This window comes from Pseudoflavitalea sp. G-6-1-2, assembly GCF_012927185.1.
Lineage (GTDB): Bacteria > Bacteroidota > Bacteroidia > Chitinophagales > Chitinophagaceae > Pseudobacter.
The window spans coordinates 2,050,392-2,070,547 of record NZ_JABBGB010000001.1 but is presented as its reverse complement, the minus strand read 5'-3'; the positions used below and the strand labels follow the sequence as shown (position 1 = coordinate 2,070,547).

15 protein-coding genes are annotated in these 20,156 nt (G+C 46.5%); 8 read left to right on the top strand and 7 right to left on the bottom strand.

Going from position 1 to position 20,156, the window contains the following annotated elements; genetic code table 11:
* Nucleotides 1-20 precede the first annotated feature (20 nt).
* From HHL16_RS08620 to HHL16_RS08600, 5 genes are all read right to left on the bottom strand, one after another.
* On the bottom strand, nt 21-3,413 hold the full coding sequence (locus tag HHL16_RS08620; RefSeq protein ID WP_206022301.1) for a TonB-dependent receptor: 3,393 nt from the start codon (nt 3,411-3,413) through the stop codon (nt 21-23).
* A gap of 225 nt (nt 3,414-3,638) precedes the next feature.
* Nucleotides 3,639-4,742: a FecR family protein gene (locus tag HHL16_RS08615; protein ID WP_169424719.1), complete on the bottom strand. Its 1,104-nt coding sequence runs from the start codon at nt 4,740-4,742 to the stop codon at nt 3,639-3,641.
* An 81-nt stretch (nt 4,743-4,823) separates the two neighbouring features.
* Nucleotides 4,824-5,378, bottom strand: coding sequence for an RNA polymerase sigma-70 factor (locus HHL16_RS08610; RefSeq protein ID WP_169424718.1), 555 nt, complete (start codon nt 5,376-5,378; stop codon nt 4,824-4,826).
* Nucleotides 5,379-5,482: 104 nt separating this feature from the next.
* A complete protein-coding gene (locus HHL16_RS08605) occupies nt 5,483-6,805 on the bottom strand; it encodes an IPT/TIG domain-containing protein (protein ID WP_169424717.1) in 1,323 nt (440 codons plus the stop codon).
* A gap of 211 nt (nt 6,806-7,016) precedes the next feature.
* Nucleotides 7,017-8,360 carry an IPT/TIG domain-containing protein gene (locus HHL16_RS08600; RefSeq protein ID WP_169424716.1) on the bottom strand — a complete coding sequence of 448 codons (1,344 nt, stop codon included), beginning with the start codon at nt 8,358-8,360 and terminating at the stop codon, nt 7,017-7,019.
* A gap of 300 nt (nt 8,361-8,660) precedes the next feature.
* Between HHL16_RS08600 and HHL16_RS08595 the strand changes: the two genes are divergently transcribed.
* The gene (locus HHL16_RS08595) at nt 8,661-8,975 is read left to right on the top strand and encodes a DUF3817 domain-containing protein (protein ID WP_169424715.1); all 315 of its coding nucleotides are present in this window, start codon (nt 8,661-8,663) and stop codon (nt 8,973-8,975) included.
* A gap of 110 nt (nt 8,976-9,085) precedes the next feature.
* Nucleotides 9,086-9,613 (top strand): hypothetical protein, encoded by a 528-nt coding sequence (locus tag HHL16_RS08590; protein WP_169424714.1) that lies wholly within the window; start codon nt 9,086-9,088, stop codon nt 9,611-9,613.
* Between the two features lie 132 nt (nt 9,614-9,745).
* On the opposite strand, the gene HHL16_RS08585 is transcribed toward HHL16_RS08590, so the two are convergent.
* Nucleotides 9,746-11,701, bottom strand: coding sequence for a M1 family metallopeptidase (locus HHL16_RS08585; RefSeq protein WP_169424713.1), 1,956 nt, complete (start codon nt 11,699-11,701; stop codon nt 9,746-9,748).
* A 170-nt stretch (nt 11,702-11,871) separates the two neighbouring features.
* Between HHL16_RS08585 and HHL16_RS08580 the strand changes: the two genes are divergently transcribed.
* The 6 genes from HHL16_RS08580 to HHL16_RS08555 all read left to right on the top strand — a co-directional run bounded on the left by HHL16_RS08580 (nt 11,872) and on the right by HHL16_RS08555 (nt 19,101).
* On the top strand, nt 11,872-12,372 hold the full coding sequence (locus tag HHL16_RS08580) for a hypothetical protein (protein ID WP_169424712.1): 501 nt from the start codon (nt 11,872-11,874) through the stop codon (nt 12,370-12,372).
* 615 nt (nt 12,373-12,987) lie between these two features.
* Nucleotides 12,988-16,122 (top strand): SusC/RagA family TonB-linked outer membrane protein, encoded by a 3,135-nt coding sequence (locus HHL16_RS08575; RefSeq protein ID WP_206022299.1) that lies wholly within the window; start codon nt 12,988-12,990, stop codon nt 16,120-16,122.
* Nucleotides 16,123-16,144: 22 nt separating this feature from the next.
* Nucleotides 16,145-17,470, top strand: coding sequence for a RagB/SusD family nutrient uptake outer membrane protein (locus HHL16_RS08570; RefSeq protein WP_169424711.1), 1,326 nt, complete (start codon nt 16,145-16,147; stop codon nt 17,468-17,470).
* A 139-nt stretch (nt 17,471-17,609) separates the two neighbouring features.
* On the top strand, nt 17,610-18,422 hold the full coding sequence (murQ, locus tag HHL16_RS08565) for an N-acetylmuramic acid 6-phosphate etherase (protein ID WP_169424710.1): 813 nt from the start codon (nt 17,610-17,612) through the stop codon (nt 18,420-18,422).
* Between the two features lie 146 nt (nt 18,423-18,568).
* Nucleotides 18,569-18,787, top strand: a complete 219-nt coding sequence (locus tag HHL16_RS08560) for a hypothetical protein (protein WP_169424709.1) — start codon at nt 18,569-18,571, stop codon at nt 18,785-18,787.
* 11 nt (nt 18,788-18,798) lie between these two features.
* A complete protein-coding gene (locus HHL16_RS08555) occupies nt 18,799-19,101 on the top strand; it encodes an antibiotic biosynthesis monooxygenase (protein ID WP_169424708.1) in 303 nt (100 codons plus the stop codon).
* A gap of 57 nt (nt 19,102-19,158) precedes the next feature.
* On the opposite strand, the gene HHL16_RS08550 is transcribed toward HHL16_RS08555, so the two are convergent.
* Nucleotides 19,159-20,142 (bottom strand): aldo/keto reductase, encoded by a 984-nt coding sequence (locus tag HHL16_RS08550; protein ID WP_169424707.1) that lies wholly within the window; start codon nt 20,140-20,142, stop codon nt 19,159-19,161.
* Nucleotides 20,143-20,156 lie beyond the last annotated feature (14 nt).

Genomic DNA, 20,156 nt, shown 5'->3' with positions numbered 1-20,156 from the left:
TGATTTCTTTTCGTTTGTCCTTAGAATAAATTGTAGGCAAATCCAATCATCAATTCTGCTCCGCGTTTGTAGCTGCGGTTCACATATTCATTGCCATACCATTTGCCGCCTGTTTTAGGATTGGCGTAAACAGTTTTGATAGCGGGATTGAGCAGATTCTTCGCATATCCCTTGAACAGCAGACGTTTGGTGAGCTTCTGGCTGAAAACCAGGTCCAGCACGGGAACCGGCTGCGTGTACAGATCTGGTTCACCAGTGAGGTTGATCTGCACCAGCCGCTCTCCCACCATATTGAAGGTGAGTGTAAGGTCGGTTCCGGTCTTGTCGTTTTCGTAATTGATCCAGGTATTGATTGAGTAAGGAGCTTGCTCGAAAAGTGGACTGTTTTTGGGAGAATACCTGTCCAGTGAACGATTGGCCTTGTAACGCTCTGCTGTTTTTTTGATCTCGCTCTGTGCAATCAGCAGGTTGGTTCCGATGAAGAATTTCTTCAGTGGGGTCCAGATTTTACCGAGGTTCTGCACCACTTCAAATTCCATCCCCCATACCCTACCTGTGTTGGGATCATTCTGGAATTGGATGGTAGGGAACTCAGGATAGGTAGCGGCTAATCCATCTGTTTTCAGACTGAACACTTTCACCAACTGATTCTCTATCTGTTTGCCAAAAGCAGACACAGCAATCACTTCGCCTTTACCAGTGAACCATTCCCAGCGGAAATCAAGGTTCCTGGTCTGCTGGTTTACGAGATTGGGGTTACCCACCACAAGCCCCATCTGAAAGGCATCGAACTCAAAAATATTGGTGATCTCTCTCAGCTCAGGCCTTGCGAGCGTGGTGTTGAACGCAGCACGAAAGTTCATGTTGCCGTTAAGGGTATAGGTAGCGTTTACGGAATAATAAGGTTTGTATTTGGCTTTGTAAACGTAGTTGGGGTTTACAGGATTGAGCGGAACCGATTTCCCGTCTGAGCCTTTCACAGTGAGTGCAGGATCGAGGAAAACACCCGCCGTATCTACACTCGATCCGATATCGGTCATTTCAAAACGCGCACCACCGGTAACTCTCAGCTTCTCTGTAAGCTTCAGATCGAGCATTCCGTAAAAGGCATTGGTTTCAAAATAACCAGTATAGTTGTTGGGAGATTTCTGGCTGTTGTACAGAAAGCCTGCAACGGGCATCATGCCTTCGCCGCTGCCTGCTGCCGGTGGAAATACACCGATCACTTCATTGCTCACCAGTCTGTTCAGATTACCGGCTACACCATACAAAGGCAGTGATTTGTTGGGAGAAAAATTTGAACCAGGGAGGTACAACATATTCTCTCCGAAATTTCTTTCACGGTACAGGTAGTTCACACCTGTTTTAAATTCCTGTTTTTGTCCCAGGAATTTAAAAGGGATAGCAAGGTCTGCTTTGTAGTTGTAATTCTTTTCATCGAGGTTACGCCAGCGTCTGCCATTGGGCTCTGCCTGCATGATACCGTAGCTTCCGAAGCCATTCACATAACCTGAAGCGAGTGCATACAAATGATCTGTATAGATGTATTCCCCTGCTCCACTGTTGCTGGTTACTGCAGGTTGAAAATACCAGCCGCCGTTACGGGGTTTATAATCGGTGATATTGATGAACCTGAAATCAGGATCTTTTTGATTGGAAGCAGAAGATGCGAGGTTATAACTCAGTCTGGGAGAATATTCATCGCGAAAGAATTTATGCTCTCCCTGAAGATTGAACGTGTTCAGGTTTCTTAATGTCTGTTTCAGTGAATACGTAGTGCTGTATACATCTCCGGGTAATCCGGTGTATTCATATTTTCCATAAAGATTGGTAGCGGTATTCTCACCGCCCCAGCTGCCGAGATACTGCATGCTGATCTCATGCTGAGGACTGAAACGATACGTTACACCAGCCAATGCACCATAAGTAAGCACTTCCGAACCGGTGTTCTCTTTGTACGTCTGATACTTGCCCATGAAGAGACTGTTGGGCGTGATATAGTTGGGAATATTTCTTGGACTATACACCTGCGGATTACCGGTAACAACCCCCTGATAAATGCTGTACTGAGTAAGATCGCCACCGCTGATATCGGTATAACGACGATAATAGTTGCCGCCCAGTATCAATCCCAGCTTGTGTTTCTTAAAAACATCCCAGCTGTTGCCATAAGTGGCGGAATACAATTGATTCAGCGGAGCTCTTTTGTATTGGGATGTCATTACCGGATCGAAAGAACGCATGATATTATTCACGCGGTTCACTTCTTTGTATGCATCTGCACTGTAATTGCTGTTGGCAATCATTTTCTGGACAGAACCTAATCCGCCGGGATATTGCTCTGCCAGATTCTTGAAATCCGCAGACAATTCTTTCTTATTGATCCTGTTGCCGAATGCACCCATATCGGAGTTCCAGAAACTGTTGTACTTACCACCCATTCCGATATTGGAATTGAAACCGGTTTGCACAATAAACTCCAGCGTTTGTTTCTCCGGAACAGATTTGGTTTTCAGTTCCACAATACCTGCGGCAGCATCCGCAGGTTTATCGGGAGTAACCGTTTTGTAAATGGTGATATTATCCAAAAGCGATGCGGGCACCAGGTCGAGAGGAATGGCGCTTCTGTCGGGATCCGAAGAAGCGAGCCGTACTCCATTCAACTGGCCGATCACACTCCTGTCGCCCAGGCCGCGCACCGCTACATATTTGTCGTCTGTGATAGTAACTCCAGACACTTTCGATAAAGCCTGTGTGGTAGTGATGCTACCTGTTTTGAGGATCTGCTCTGCAGAGATCGCATCCTGCACAATAGCAGCACGTTTTCTTTCGTTGAGTACAGATGCCTGCGTATTGGTTCTTCTTCTTGCCTGTACTGTTACAGATTCAAGCACAGCAGAGCTGGACTGCAGAATCACTTTGATGTTCTGCGATGCAGGCGTAACGTGCATTTCACGGTTCTTGTATCCAACATAACTGAATACAAGTGTGGCGCCTTTTTCCGGAACGGTGATGGTGAAGAAACCATTTTCATCGGTAACGTTTCCGCCTGATGTTCCTTTGATGTTTACAGATACGCCGCCCAGCGCTCTGTTACCGTCGGTATCGAATACGCGGCCGGTTACTGCTCCTTTTGCGGGAGCCTGCTCTATCACTACATAACCTTCTACGATCCGGTAACGAAGTCCGGACCCTTCGAGAACCAGACTCAGCGCCTCACTCACTGTAAGCTGCTGCGAAGCAACCGATACACGCTGCGTGATGCCGGCGAGTAATTTCTCACGAACAGACAAACGCAGGTCTGCTTTCTTACCGATCTCGGTGATGCTTTGTTCGATGGTGGCGCTGTCGAGATGCAGCGTGATCTTTTTGTTGAGATCCTGCGCAAATGCACACTCAGCTGACAAAATCATTCCAAACAGAAAGCACAGCGATAAGCCTTTTAAGAACAGTTTTACAAATGATGATCCTGTACAGATTCGCATACCATTTTATTGTTGTTTTGATGCAATAGATATCCTGTTTCAACTCATGCGCCGTTTGATAATTCCGGCGGCATTGCTGAATGTGCATAGATTGCCCTGCTGCGCATGCAGACAGAACCGATACTCCAACTTGTGACTAATTATTTCATCTCGCTATTTTATGATAACAGTCCTGGATAAGGAATCGAATGAATGCTCGAACCCTGCTGTAACAGCCAGTACATTCATTGCTTTTTCAAGAGGCATTTTTTCATCCAGCGCAAGCGATATTTTTTCCGTTAAGAAACCTTTATTGATAACTGTTATTGCAACACCATAGTGTTTTTCAAAAACGTTCAGAATATTTTCGAGTGTTTGTTTTTTGAAGATCATCATTTCATTTTTCCAGGCGAGGATATCGCGTGTATCGATCTTCATTTTTGTGAGATGGCTGTTAGTCCAGGAGATCATATCTCCGGGAATCATGGTGGCCAGTGTATTCTGTTCCGCCCCGTTACTGTAACTCACACGCACTTTACCGGTAACTACCGCTACTTCAACAGCCGACTTAGGCATGGCAGATACTTTGAACGACGTGCCCAGCACCTGCGTATGCACATTACCAGTGTGTACAATGAATGGCTTACCGGCATCTTTAGCAACTTCGAAGAAGGCTTCGCCTTCGAGATAGAGATCGCGGTGGCTGCCGGCAAAACCGGTGGCATATTTTATGCGGCTCTTTCCGCCGAGTGTAACTACCGATCCGTCGGACAGCGTCAGTTTCATGCGACGCTTCTTAGGATTGTACTGCTCCGCATATTGAACAGGTTTCTCTTTTTGTATGGAGACTGAAGGTGTTTGTTTTACTTCCTGTGCAACCACCGGAGGCAACTTGCTTTCAGGCTGTGCAGACCAGAAGATATAGGTACCTACTGCGATGATCACCGCTGCAGCATATGGCAGCACACGCTTCCAGAGTGGAGGACGCATGGTCACTACCGGTGTATCATCAGAATTGCTTTCTTCTTCCTGTGAAAGTTTTTCATGGAACTGCGCCAGCTTCTGATCGTTCACTGCATCATTGGCTGCATCGTACTCCCAGTTCACATCACCGGCCTGTTCATCGAGCACTTCATGAAAAAGTTGCTGAAATGAGGGATTAGACATCAGATTATTCACCTGCTGCTGTTCGGATGCAGTCAGGATCCCTGACAACATTTTTTTGATCAGTTCTGTTTCTTTTTGCCGGTTGTTCATCATACTAATTACTGCGCTCATATCAATAAACACCAATTGAAAGCGCTACCACCTGATAAATTCCGGAGTTCACATTTTGGTAATATTGGAGAGGGGAAACATTTATTTCATCTGCTCTTTCAGCTGCGAAAGAGAGGCCGACATATAGTTCTCAACCGTGTTTACGGAGATGTTGAGCTGACGCGCAATCTCTTTGTAGGTAAGCCTTTCTTCGCGGCTCAGCACAAATACTTCGCGTTTTTTTTCGGAGAGAGAGGAGAGTGCGGCAAGGTATCGGTCGCGGGTTTCGTCGTGTATTATTTTGAAGTCGGAAGAATGTGTTGCAGCAATTTCTTCGCCGGAAGGCATATCATCCCAACTTACCACTGCGGGCATGGAAGAGCGAAAATGATTGAGGATAGCGTTCTTGAGTGCACGAAGAATGTAAGGCTTAAAACCGGCCGGGCAGTCGATTTTGCCGTTTGTTTTCCAGATGCGAAGCATCACATCCATTACAATTTCTTCTGCAAGCATAGGCTGCTTCAGATTATTAACGGCATACTGAAACAAAGGCTGGTAGTATCTTTTGAAGAGCAGGTCGAATGCTGCGACATTGCCGCTGCGCCAGAGTAACAGCAGGTCTTCATCAGATGAGATATGATAGTTTGCCTTTTGCATTCGGGGTACTGGCGCTCCTTACGGTTTTGCAGCTACCCGCAAAAGTATAGAATATGCTATTCTACCAAGATTACGGAATTATTACCTGTTGATGGTGGTGGCAGTTATTGCTTCGATATCACTTTTATTTTTCGCGCGAATGAATCTGCTACGTATAAAAACATTTTGCCTTGCGCATCGTATTTAATTACGATCCCTTCGGGGCTATTTAACTTTACCTGATTTGCGGCTCCATGTTCGAGACCCGATCCGGTTAACACACCGGCAAAAATGGAGGAGGTTCCATCCGGAGCGAATTTCTTTATCTGCGAATAAAAGCCCATCGACACATACAATTGATTGTTGTTGTCGAAAGCCAGCTGCATATGAGATTCGGAGGGATGATTCGCAGCAGGATCGCCGAGCGTTGTTACACGCAATGATGCATCCATTTTTCTTATCTGCCCCGGCACCTGCTCAGCGATCAGCAGATTACCATCTTTATCAAACGTCAACCCACCCGGCGATGCAAAGCTGGCATTCAATCCCACTCCATCTTTGCGGGTAAATTCTCCATTGCCTGCAACGGTAGTGACCATATTATCGGCGAGATCAATTTTTCTGATGGTGAAATTGCCCTGATCACCGATATACAAATGCGTATTGGCAGCATTGATGGCAATTCCATAAGGATTATAAAATCTTGCCTCACTCCCCACTCCATCTGCATTTCCCAATTGTGGTTTACCTGCGATGGTAGTTACTTCTCCATCTGGAGTAATCTTTCTTACCACGTTGTTATGCTTTTCAACTGAGTACAGATTATTGCGGGAATCGATGGCGAGACTGGTGATGTCGTTGAAAATTGCATTGGCGCCTTTTCCATCTGCATAACCTGCTCCGCTGCGCCCAGCCAATGTGCTGACGATACCATCGGTACTGATTTTTCTGATCATGTTCAAATCAGCCACATAAATATTCCCTGCATTATCGGCCACCATACCCCTGGGCTGTTTGAATGCAGCAGCAACAGCCGGTCCATCGGTTTGTGCATCTTTTCCGCTTCCTGCAAATGCCTGCACCACCCATCCGATACGATGAAATGCATTGGTTCTGGTTGCGTGAATCTGATCTCTGGTAATTCTGATATCATGATCACCTGCCGCAAGGGCTTCGGGTATTTCAACTTCCAGTTGCGTAGCGCTCGCTTTGGTAATTACAGCTGTTACGCCTCCTATTTCGACAAAGTTCTTATTGATAGCGGTACTAAAGCCTGTTCCGGTGATAGTGATATTGCCCGATTCTGCACTCGCGGGACTAATGGAAGTAATCACCATTTCATTGCCATTGGCACCTGATGCCGGTTCGGGATTGGGTAATGGGGTTACATCGGGTTTGCTGCAACACAGCAGGCCGAAAAAACTTACGGCCACAAGTATCTTTTTCATACGAAAGGTTATATGCACAAAGACAATTAAACAACATAGTTTGTGGCGGCAAAAAACGGAAACCGTGAACCAACTGCTGAATAGTCGATCCGGAGCAATTGAAGAGCGCATCGGGATGCAGAAAAACATCACTGAACAGCCCGGCCATTTCCGAAGAAACCAGGCCGGGCTGTTGCATCATTATTACCAATGAGGGCTGCAATTCGCTACCCTATTGCTTTTTGATCATCTTTATCTTTTTTCTCTGTGAGTCTACCACATAATAAATGGTGTTGCCCTGTGCATCGTATTTGATGGCAATGCCTTCGGGGCGTCTGAATTGTACAACGTTAACCGGTCCATCGTCGAGATCAGGCCCCGTGAAAGCGCCTGCAAAAGTTGATTCAGCTCCTGCAGGGGAATATTTTTTTACCAGCGCCATTCCGCTGAATGTAACAAACAGATTATCGTCTTTGTCGATGGCGATATGAGTAGGTGCAATCACTACATCCTGCTGTGCACTTGGTCCGCCAACGGTTGTAACGTTTCCGGCAACATCCATCTTCCTCACTTTTCCTCCGCCTTTTTCGGTGATGAAAAGATTGCCATGCCGGTCGAATACAAGATTGCCGGGTGAAGGAATGCCGGCAGCAAGGCCAACACCATCTTTTCTGGTCGAAGTTCCATTGCCTGCAACAGTAGTTACTTCGCGCGTAGCGAGATCTATCTTTCTGATGATATGATTCGACTGATCGCCTACAAACAAATGCGTGCCTGCCGCATTGATGGTAACGCCATAGGGCAGACTAAAAGTGGCTTTTTCTCCAAAGCCATCATCATTGCCCATTTTGTTATGATCACCGGCCACAGTTGTTACATCGCCTGCAGGAGTTATTTTTCTGATGCAGTGATTGAGCTGATCGGCTACATAGATATTGTTGTTCGCATCGAGTACAGCGCTTGTAACCACTGCGAATCTGGCATTGGTTCCATTCGCATCATTATGTCCTGATGCATCGGCGCCTGCGATGGTACTCACTTCTCCGAGTGGTGTGATCTTTCGGATCATATTTCTGTCGGGCACAATGAAGTTACCGGCATTATCGATGGCAATGCCCGAAGGTATTCTGAATGATGCCAGATTACCGGGGCCATTGGCACTTCCGAAATCACCGGTACCTGCAAAATTGCTTACGATCCACCCGATGAGGTGAAAGCCTTTTGTTCTGGTAACAGTTTTTGCATTCACCGTTACACTCACATCATGATCACCTGCATTGAGATTCGCGGGCAATGTAATTTCCAATTGCTTATCAGTGGCTTTGGTTACAGTAGCCGGTATGCCTCCTATCCGAACAACATTGCTGGCAGCGGTGGTACTGAAGCCGGTTCCTTCGATAGTGACCGGCACAAACTCTGCACTGTTAGGACTAATGCCGGTGATGAAAATTTCTGCTGTCGGAGTACCGGGATCGGGGTTCGGATTGGGGCCGGGATTTTGTGCGGGATCGCTGCCGCCTGGCTTGCTGCAACAGAGCAATCCGAATAAACTAACGGGGATAAGTAACTGCTTCATGTCTATGCTTGTATGGTTTGCGCTATGACCATCAAATGTAGACTGTCGTGGCAGAGCGAAACAGTGAATACGGTTCAGTTGCAGCAACATTATGCCGGAACAGTAGCATCGGCTGCCGGATCGCAGAAATATCGTTTAGTTCAGGTAAGATTTGTTAAGGCATCCATAATTGTGCGCCGTTAATCATGAAAGCTTTGCTGTAAATGGTTTAAACAGGTGAATTGGCCTAATTTCGCGGCAGTTCGGGATGCTTGCAGCATATGCGGCATCCTTATTGGTTCATACATCAATCCGTAGAATATGGCATCTAATCTGAATTCCGGCATCGGCAGGCTGAGACTGACCGGCTTACTCGAAGGCATTTCTTATTTGTTGTTACTCTTCATTGCAGTACCAGCGAAATACTGGGCAGACATGCCGATCATCAGCAAAGTGCTTGGGCCAATTCACGGTGTACTCTTCGTTATGTTCGTGTACCTCACTATCAGCATTGCGAGTGAAAAGAAATGGGGTTTCGCCACTACCGGCAAATTGCTGCTGGCGAGCATCATCCCTTTCGGCACTTTTTATGTGGACAGCAAGATCCTTCGTCCTGCACAGGAAGAAAAAAAGTAATATATCCGCCAGCTGCTCATCCATTGCTGTGAATTGATAAATGGATGAAAACAGCCGGTACGATTGGTGCAAATTTGGTTTCGGAAAGCTCCGAACCAAAATGAAACTGTATGAAATTTTGTGCCACTCCTCTTTTATTATGCATCATTCTTTCTCTCGCTGTGTTCAGTTGTAAAAAAGGCGATACCGGCCCTGATGGACCTCCCGGCACAGCCAACGTTATTTACTCTGCATGGTTCACTCCGGACAAATACATCAAAGACACTGTATTTGGAGTCTGGGGATTCAAATACAACAAAGCGGCTCCGGAAATTACACAACGAATTCTTGATAGTGGCGTTGTACTTACATTCGGAAGACTCTCTGGATATAATCCTTCAATATGGCCGGATAATCAGGTAAGCCAACTTCCCATCTCTGTCAATTATATTTCCGGAGGACAGCAGGAAGATGTATGGTCGGCTTATGCATCACCCGGTAATCTCCGTATCCGGTTCACCAACGATCATAATTACTGGACAACTATTGCCAACGCTCACTCTTTCAGGTATGTGATCGTACCCGGAGGTAAAGCCATTGCAGGGTTGCCGGACAAATCGTACAGAGAGATTTCAAATCTGTATCATCTTCCAAACTAGGCCAGAATATTCCTCTATAGCATCTCCCAAAAGGGTATCTCTTTCATCGGAGATACTCTTTTCTTTTTTGTTGCGGCAATAAAAAACCCGCACCAGTTGGTGCGGGCAGAGATTTATCAAAACTGGTTGCTGTTATTGAGCAGTCCAGGTATTGTTCTTTGTATTCACATCAGGCAGGGTCTTATCAGGGTCCAGTACCACTGAAGTGATCTTATCGGTAGATGCATAGTTGAATTTCCATACACCGCCGTGCTGCCAAACTTCAACAGGCAGGTTAACACGACCTACTTTTCCGTTGGCTTCTTTGATCTCGATAGTTACCGGCATCGGCAGTTTTTCGAGTGTGGCAATAGTGATGGTGCTTCCTTTGGCAGCATCGTTCTGAATGTATGCAACATCCTGCACAGCGAGATCGATCTTCCATTTGTTCATGAACCATCCGCGCCAGAACCATTCGAGGTTTTCGCCGGCTGCATTCTCGATGCAATGGAAGAAGTCGTATGGAGTAGGATGTTTGAACGCCCACTGATGAACATAATAACGGAAGGCAGAGTCGAAACGCTCTTGTCCGAGAATGTTTTCGCGCAGGAGTTTCAGGCCCATGCCGGGTTTGTAGTAAGCTACGATGCCGAGGTTGCCTTGTTGTGTTACATCAGGAACAGTAAGGATCGGATCTTGTTTATCTCCAAAGAAAGCGCCGGCAAGCATTTCAGGGCTCATCGGGCGGTTGCCATTGTATTCGCCATTGTTGAAAGAAGCTTCAGCAAGACCGTTGATGAAAGTGTTGAAACCTTCGTCCATCCATGGGAAGCGGCGTTCGTCGCTGCCCACGATCATGGGGAACCAGTTATGGCCAAACTCATGGCTTGTAACGCCCCAGAGACCATTCTTCTGCGCGCGTGAAGAACAGAATACGATACCGGGATATTCCATTCCACCTACAATACCGGCCACATTCACGGCCATCGGGTAAGTGTATGGATAGAGATAGTTAGAATAGAATTCGATTGCACCTTTTACATATTCAGTTGAACGGCCCCATGCATTTTTGCCATCGCTTTCTGCAGGGTACACGCTCATAGCGAGCGATTTCTTTCCGCCAGGCAGGTTGATTTTTGCAGCATCCCAGATGAAAGATTTGGATGCAGCCCATGCCACGTCGCGTGTATTGGTGCATTTGAATTTCCACGTGAGCATTTTCGCAGCAGGACGGCTGGACGCGTCCGTTACTTCAGATGCAGTGCGGAGCATAACAGTTTTGTCGCTATTGGAAGCTTCGTTCCAGCGTTTCTGCTGTTCTGCAGTGAGCACTTCTTTAGGGTTGAGCAGTTCGCCTGAACCTACCACAATTTGTCCGGCGGGTGCAGTGATATTGTAAGTGATGTCTCCGTACTCCAGATAGAACTCGCCTTGTCCGAGGTAAGGCAGGGTATTCCATCCGTTCACATTATCGTACACACACATGCGGGGGAACCACTGTGCAATTTCGTATATCCATCCGTTCTTGGTTTCCAGTCTTCCCATACGGTCGGTACCATATTCGGGAATAGGGAAAGCGTAGTTGATTTTGAACTGAACATTGCTTTTTGATTTCAGTTCTTTGGGAAGGCGGATCTGCATTCTTGTATCGGTAACGGTATAAGAAGCAGGTGTTTCTTTACCATCCTGAATGAGGGTAACAGATTGGATGGCATAACCGCCATCGAATGCGCCCCTGTTGGCCCAGCGACCGCCGGAAGTAGCGGTGGCGGCGATGCCGCGCGATTTGAGGCTGTAGATATTCTGATCCAGTTGCAGCCAAACGAAGCTGAGCTGCTGGGGACTGTTATTGGTGTAAGTGATCACCACATTTCCGGCAACGTTGTGTTTTTCGTCGTCGAGCGTGGCTTCGATTTTGTAATCGGCTTTGTTCTGCCAGTAACGTGGTCCGGGGGTACCGTCGGCTGCGCGCACTTCATCGCCAAATGCAGGATAGAATAAGGGGGCGAAGGTTTCGTGCTGGTCATAGACCGAGGTTTGTTGTGCAGCAGCGGCGAGCGTGAGTAAACTCATGCCGGCTCCTGCAAATAATCTGGTCACTAAATTCATAACTCCTTGATTTTATTGGATAGGAAAAGGTTTAAAGATAAAGGAAACAAGACAGTTTCATTTACCATCGGTCAAAAACTACGTGAGTCGAAGGAATACCCGTATAAAATCAATTATTGGCTGGAATGAAATGTAGCATTGAATTTGCTGTGAAATAGCAAAGCTCACCTATGAAACCCTTATCGATCAGCATTATCACGCTGTGTATCATTATCATTTCCCCTAAACTTCAGGCCCAATTAAAAGTAACCGCCAAATGCCCCGCAGTAGAAGTGGATATTCTCGACGGGAAGGTGAATGGTCTAAAACCAGATCGCACCCCCTCGGAGATTGCCGGCAAGCTACCCTGTTTTACCAGTAAGGAAGAAGATAACAGCAGTTCAAAATGTGGCGGAGTGATTGCGTATAAAGACAAAGACATTTATTTCTATACCGGCCGGAATTATGTGGATATAGGCCCGGCATTCAAGGGGAAACTGAGCATCCCGGTAATGGGAAGCAAAAGAGGCAGCCTGTTTCGTACGCTTGGCAATCCCAAACTGAAGGAAACCAAATGGGATGCCTGGCAAACCAGTTACGGATGTCTGATACTTTATTATGGAGCCGGTAATAAAGTAAACCGGATCAGGTTCAGTACTTATGGTACGGATGTGATCCAACTATGTGAGTAGCAAATACAATGGTTATAAAACAAGGCGCTGCCGTTTTCGGTAGCGCTATTTTTTTGCTGTTTTTCCGTGGTTATTCCGTGGTCCACCCGTGGTTATTCCGTGGTCCACCCGTGGTTGTTCCGTGGTCCACCCGTGGTTGTTCCGTGGTTTTCCCGTGGTCTGTCCGTGGTGGTGCCGTGGTTGCTCCGTGGTTTTTCCGCGGTCTGTCCGAGTTGGGGCCATGGCTGATCCGTGGTTCACCCGCGGTCTGTGTGTGGTACGGCCGTGGCTCTTCCGAGGCCTGTCCGTGGTGGGACTGTGGTCCTGCCCCCTCCCCGGTTCGAAAATTCTGATACTTTTGACTCATTTTTCCGTTTTCCAGCCTGCGTACTTCAGCGGCTCCACATTCCCATTTCTGCAATTACCCGACCACCGCCCGCACAAACCCGCAAAAACAAACAAATTTCTTGCGTTTTTTTGCAGGATTTCAATTATTTTCTCCAAATTTACCTCGTGAAATTGCAAGTTTTTAATCCGTACCCTTTCATTTTAATCCTCACCCCTTACCATTAATTATTGCCTTACCCCCTATTGGATCAGTACTATTCTTTAACATCAACAATTTAAAACTGCTTTATGGACAATCTAACGATGCAGGCAGGAACCAGACTAAAAAGAACGCTGTTTCTGCTATGCCTGATTTTTGCAGGTTACTTCGCAAGTGCACAGGTCACTATCAGCGGTAAAGTAACAGATGCAAAAAAAGAGGCTTTGCCAGGTATTTCTGTGCAGATCAGAAATACCACCTACGGAGGTTCCACAGATGCCAGCGGTTCCTACTCCCTAACCGCCAATGTGAAACCCGGCACTTACACAGTTGAATTTTCAGGTATCGGTTTCAAAGCCGCTACAAAAACTATCGAGATCGGATCAGCTACCAAATACACACTCGATGTTGACCTTTCCGCTGATGCGATGGGGATGGATGAGGTGATTGTAACTGGTACCAGTGCCGGTACTACCCGTAAGCAGTTGGGTAACTATATCAGTACTGTTAAGGCAGATGATCTCAACAAAGGTGCTACCGGTAACGTACTGGCAGCATTGCAGGGAAAAACTGCGGGCGCCCAGATCAGTCAGAATTCGGGTGACCCTGCGGGTGGATTATCTGTGAGGTTGCGTGGTATCAGCTCCATCGGATCTTCTTCTGATCCTCTTTACATTGTGGATGGCGTAATTGTAAACAACGCTACCAACCGCGTAACCAACACATCCGCCAACTTCGACGGAAGTACTTTCACCGGATCTCTGGGTCAGAGCCGTATGGTGGATATTAACCCGGCCGACATCGAAAGAGTGGAAGTACTGAACGGCGCTGCCGCAGCAGCCATCTATGGCTCACGTGCAAATGCAGGTGTGGTTCAGATCTTCACCAAACGTGGTAAATCAGGGGCTCCTCAGGTGAACTTCTCTACCAATGTAATGATGAACCAGGTTCGTAAAAAACTTCCGGTGAACCAGTCTCCTACAAGATTTGGTATTCCTGATGTTACGCAAGACGTGATCAACACAGGAAGAAAAACCCTTCCCGGAGGTACAATCATTGACACTCTTTCTACTATTCTTCTTCCGACCAACCGTTACGATTATCAGGATTATATTTTCCATACCGGTATCGGAACCGATAATAACGTAAGCGTGAGCGGTGGTAACGATAAAACAAAATACTTCCTCTCCGGTTCTTACTTCTACAATCAGGGAATTATCAAAAACACCGATTTCCAGCGCTTCAGCTTCAGAGCCAATGTTGATCAGACACTTAACAAGTGGATCAGCGTGAACATGGGCCTGAACTATGTGAACAGCAAATCGAACGAGAAGCCCGACGGGAACGTATTCTACTCTCCTATCAACTCAATCACCATCATTGGCAATATCCATGATATTTGGAAAAGGGATGCATCAGGCAATCTCTTGGCAGTAGGTGAGCGCGGACGTGTTAACCCGGTAACCGTTATTGAAGACATTAAACAGCAACAGACCACCAGCCGTGTGCTGGCCAACTTCGGAATGAAACTGAAACCGGTTAAGAATCTGACCATCGATTACACTATGGGTATCGATAACTATGCTCAGAATGGAACTACTTTCATTCCACCTTATCCTTACAATGTTAACACTGCATTTTTTGGAGGTACTGATATTGAGAACGGTTACGCCAGCGCTGCCACCAACAATTTCTTCCAGATCAATCATGAATTGAATGCAACATACACAGCCAACATTTCCGACAACCTCGGTTCTACCACTCAGTTAGGTTTTTCACAGCAATACGAGAAGAACAACTACTTGCTGGCGCAGGGTAAAGGTCTCTCTCCTTTTGCTTCTGTTGTAAGATCGGCGATCACTCCTCTCCCATCTGCGGACGACAGAAGCGAGATCTCTGTTTCCGGAGCTTACCTCCAACAGAACTTCCGCTACAAAAATCAATTGTTTGTTACTGGTGCAGTACGCATGGATGGATCTTCTGTTTTCGGTAAAGACGAACGCAATCAGGTTTACCTGAAAGCCAGCGGTAGCTACGTGATCTCCGAAACTGATTACTGGAACAAACTGAATGTAGGCACCTGGTGGGATCTTCTTAAATTCCGCGTAGCCTATGGTCAATCTGGTAACCTCACTGGTATCGGAGCATTTGCACGCTTCAACAATTACACTACCAACAGTTACAACAACAGGCTGGCCCTGAGTTCCAAAGGCATTCTCGTTGATGGAGATATCAAACCTGAGCGTCAAAACGAGCTTGAGATTGGTATGGACCTCGCCTTCCTGAAAAACAGACTGGGATTACAGGTGAACTACTACAGCAAAAAAGTGAGTGACCTCCTGATCACTCAGCTGGTAGCTCCTACCACAGGATACAACGAATACCAACATAACCTTGGCAGACTTGAGAACAAGGGTATTGAAGTAGTGTTGAACGCAACACCGGTGAAACAAAAAGATTTCAACTGGGATGTAACGGCCATCTTCAACCGCAACAGAAACAAAGCGCTGAGCATTGGCCAGTCGCTCATTCTCTACTCTACCAACTCAGGCACACCTGTAGCCATTATTGAAGGCCAGCCAATCGGAGTATTCTACGGGACTTTCTTCGCAAGAGATAATAATGGTAACCTCACAAAAAATCCAAACGGAGTGAATGGTCTCGCAAGAGGTACACAAAACGGCGTTCTTTCTTATACGCAGGGACCTGCCGATCCTGTTACCGGACTGCCTACAGGAACTACCCTTCGCAAAGTAGTGGGTGATCCTAATCCAGACTGGACAGGAACTCTCGTAAACGAAGTAAACTATAAGAAATTCGGCCTCCGTGTTCAGCTCGATGCCGTACAGGGAGTGGATGTATGGAATGCAGACTGGCGTACACGTCAGGGCGTAGGAAGCGGTCTCGTTGCACAGGATGAACAAATGGGCAAACTGCCTCGTGGATTCGTACAGGGATCTTATGCAGTAGAAGAATGGAGAGTGGATGACGGCTCTTTTGTTAAACTCCGTGAAGTGTCAATCAGCTACCGCCTCGGTACTGTTAAGGGTATCAAAGATGTTACCCTCAGTCTCAGCGGACGCAACCTGTACTCATGGGATAATTACAAGGGATATGATCCTGAAGTAAATGCAGGTGGACAAAGTACCATTCTCAGAGGAATAGATTTTGGTGCTGTGCCTATTCCAAGAACTTTCAGTTTTGGTATCCAGGCTAAATTCTAATCCAACCATCAAAAATCATTGTATGAAAAAGATGCAAATCAAAAACTCCATATACGTTCTGTCCATGCTGGCAGTTGCAGCTACAGGATGCAAAAAGGATTTCGACAATCCGAACGAAACGCCGCAAGAGGTGGTTTACAAAAATCCCATCACTGCAGCAGGTGCAGCAGTGGGCCTTCAGCGCCTTTATACTTCCGGCCAGGCAAGCTCTCTGTATGCGATTGTTGATGCAAACAGTCTGCTTACAAAAGAAACCTTTCTGCTCAATCAGGGTAATATCGGCGAATATCAGCTGAGCCTCGGAAAGAACAATGTGGATGGAACCAATAATGTACTCAACAATATCTGGTACAATTCCAACAAGATCATTTTCGACGCCAACAACGTTATCAATTATGGCAATACCACCACTGATAAAGCATATGGCTCAGGACTGGTTGCATTCGCTTCTATTTACAAAGCCCTCGCACTCGGCAATATGGCAAACTTCTGGGACCATGTTCCGGACACTATCACAGCAATCGATGGTCATGCAGGTTTCATTACCAATGTGGATGGCTGGAAAAAAGCTGTAAATGTGCTGAATAGCGCTATTGCTGCAGTTACCGCCAACGCTCCCAGCACGCAGGTGCTGGCAAGGCTCCCGGCAGATATATCCCTTACAAACACTCTTTACGCACTCAAAGCCAGGTACTCATTGTTTGCCGGTGATTATGATGCAGCCCTCGAAGCAGCCAACAAAGTTGATCTGGGTGCAAAGTCTGTAATGAACTTTGTAAGCCCCGCCATCAACCCTGTATTTGAATCAGCAACCGGCCCCAACAATATGTTCCAGCCGGTAGATTCAACATTAGGGCTTCTTCCACAAGCCATTGAGCCAGATAAGACTGATAAAAGAATACTGTTCCATATCAGAATCAAAACTGAAACAGAAAAAGCACCACGATTTAGAATCAATGGTTTCTATTTAACCTCTTCTACAGCTGTACCCTACTATCTACCTGGTGAAATAATGCTGATCAAGGCTGAAGCCATGATCAGAAAATCAACGCCTGACATTGCTGGAGCTATTACAGAACTGAACAAGGTGCTTACCAAGAAAGCAGCTGGCGATGTGTATGGCATCGGTGCTGACCTGCCTCCATATGCAGGCTCTGTCACAGAGGCAGCACTGCTGAAAGAGATCTACCGCAACCGTTGCATCGAGCTTTACATGACGGGCATGAAACTCAACGACATGCGCAGATTCGGTATGATCGATGATGGTCAGGCCGGCCGAATGTACGTTCCATATCCGTTCAGAGAGAGAGACAACAATCCTAACACACCGAAAGACCCGGTGAAATAACATACTCATCATGAAAAGGCGCAAACGATCTGTTTTGGTTATTGGTTTTGGTTGTTTTGCGCCTTTTCATGAAACACTACAGCATTTTTTACATCATTAATCAAACATCCATTCCAATTATTCAAATCCCGTTTTACCCATGTCTGAGTTTTTGAAAGTCACAGAGTCAACCAGCAAGTACCGTCACCTTGAGGAAATGTCTATCAATGAGATCCTGGGGCATATCAATGAAGAAGACAAGACCGTTCCCAACGCTGTGGAAAAAGCCATTCCGCAGATCCGGCAACTGGTTGAAGTGATTGCAGACAAAATGCTCGCAGGCGGACGACTGTTCTACATCGGTGCCGGCACCAGCGGCCGACTCGCCGTAGTAGACGCCAGCGAATGCCCTCCTACTTTCGGCGTTCCTCATGGAATGGTGGTAGCCATCATTGCCGGTGGTTCCAAAGCCATTCTGCAGGCCGTTGAAAATGCGGAAGACAGCAAAACTCAGGGCTGGCTCGACTTACAGGCGCACAACGTGAACGCGAACGATGTAGTGGTTGGCATCGCTGCCAGCGGCACTACTCCTTACGTGATCGAAGCACTGAAAGCCTGCCGCGAACATGGCATCGCCACCGGTTCCATCACCAACAACCCCGGCTCGCCGCTCAGCGCTGCTGCCGACTATCCGGTTGAATGTGTGGTTGGTCCGGAGTTTGTTACCGGAAGCACCCGCATGAAAAGCGGTACCTCCCAGAAGCTCATCCTCAACATGATCTCTACAACCGTAATGATTCAGCTGGGAAGAGTGGAAGACAATAAAATGGTGAACATGCAGCTCACCAACGAAAAGCTGGTAGACAGGGGAACAAAAATGATCATGGATAAACTGAAATGGACTGATTATGAAAAAGCTAAAGCGCTGCTGCTGAAAAATGGCAGCGTTAAACGCGCGATCGAGAACGCATAATTTGCGCACATGAGAAAGTCGAAGGGGCCAGCTGGCCCCTTTTTTTATGCATTGCCATGCTGCTGAAAAAAAAGTTGCTGCCCACTGTCCAATCCGGATTCCCCCGCGCATTATTATATCAAAGCAACAATATAAAAGCACTCAACATGGCAAACAATAAACAACCATCCAAACATCTTACACCGGTACTGATCTGGCTGGCGATCTACCCGCTGATCACCGTATTGCTCTACTTACTGGGCGAGTGGATAGAAAATTTTCCCTTACCGGTGAAAACACTGATACTTACACTCATCGCAGTTCCGGTTGTGTATTATTTCATTCTTCCTTTTTATTTCAGCATCATCGATCGTTTCAAAAAATAAAAACAACACATATGATCACAGTTAAAGTTACTTACACAGTTAAAGCATCTTTTGCTCAGCAGAATCTTCAGAACATCCAGAAATTCATGGAGGATTTTAAAAAGATGGAAGGATTTCAATATGCAGTTTACACTTCCAATGATGGAAATACTTTCACCCATATTTCGCATCATACAAATGAAGATATTCAGAAAGCAGTGTTATCGGTTCCATCATTCCTCGCATTTCAGCAGCAGCGCGATGCAAGCGGATTGATTGGAGCACCTCAGATCGAAGTGCTGAAGTCCATTGATTCAGTTCGTCCGGTGCTGTAAAAAGAAAAGCCGCTCCAAACCGGAGCGGCTTTCTTTTTTATCGACATAGATGCGGGATTAATGATTCACCAGCTTCATTGAAGCCTCGGTATATCTTCCACCCAAAATAGGATTGGCTCTCACCAGTGCATCGATCTCAGCGAGATCTTCTTTGGTAAGCTCAATATCCACTGCACCTGCATTCTCTATCAGGTACTTTCTCTGCTTGGTACCGGGAATCGGAATGATATCCTCTCCCTGCGACAGTACCCATGCAATAGACAACTGTGCCGGTGTTGCATTCTTTGTTTTTGCCAATGCTGCAAATCGTTCTACCATCAGCTTATTGGCAGCCAGATTCTCTTCTGCAAAACGTGGCAGGGTTCTGCGGAAATCATCTGCAGCGAGATCATCTGTGGTAACTGTTGCAGTGATCATGCCACGCGCAAGCGGACTGTATGGAACAAAGGTTACACCCAGTTCGCGCACAGCAGCCAAAATTCCATTCTCCTGCACATCACGTGTTATCAGATTGAACTCACTCTGCAAAGCAGCAATCGGATGCACAGCATTCGCTTTTCTCAGCGATTCCGCAGAACATTCGCTCAGGCCGAGATAACGAACTTTCCCTTCTTTCACCAGCTGAGCCATTGCTCCTACCGTTTCTTCAACCGGTACAGTAGGATCGATGCGGTGTGCATAGTAAAGATCTATCACATCTGTTTTCAATCTGCGTAAACTGGCTTCCACAGCAGTTTTGATGTGCGCGGGTGATCCATCGATATAATAACTTCCATCCTCTTTGGTACGGAATCCGAATTTGGTTGCGAGGAATACTTTTTGTCTGTTTGGTACAAGCACATTGGAGATCAGTTCTTCATTCACTCCATTTGCGTACATGTCTGCAGTATCCCAGAAATTGATTCCGAGATCCAGTGCCTTTTCTAATGTAGCAATCGATTCAGCATCATCGGAGGGTCCGTATGCGAAACTCATTCCCATACAACCCAATCCGATTGCGGATAATTTCTCGCCTGTTTTTCCCAGTGTACGATACTTCATGATATTGATTTGTG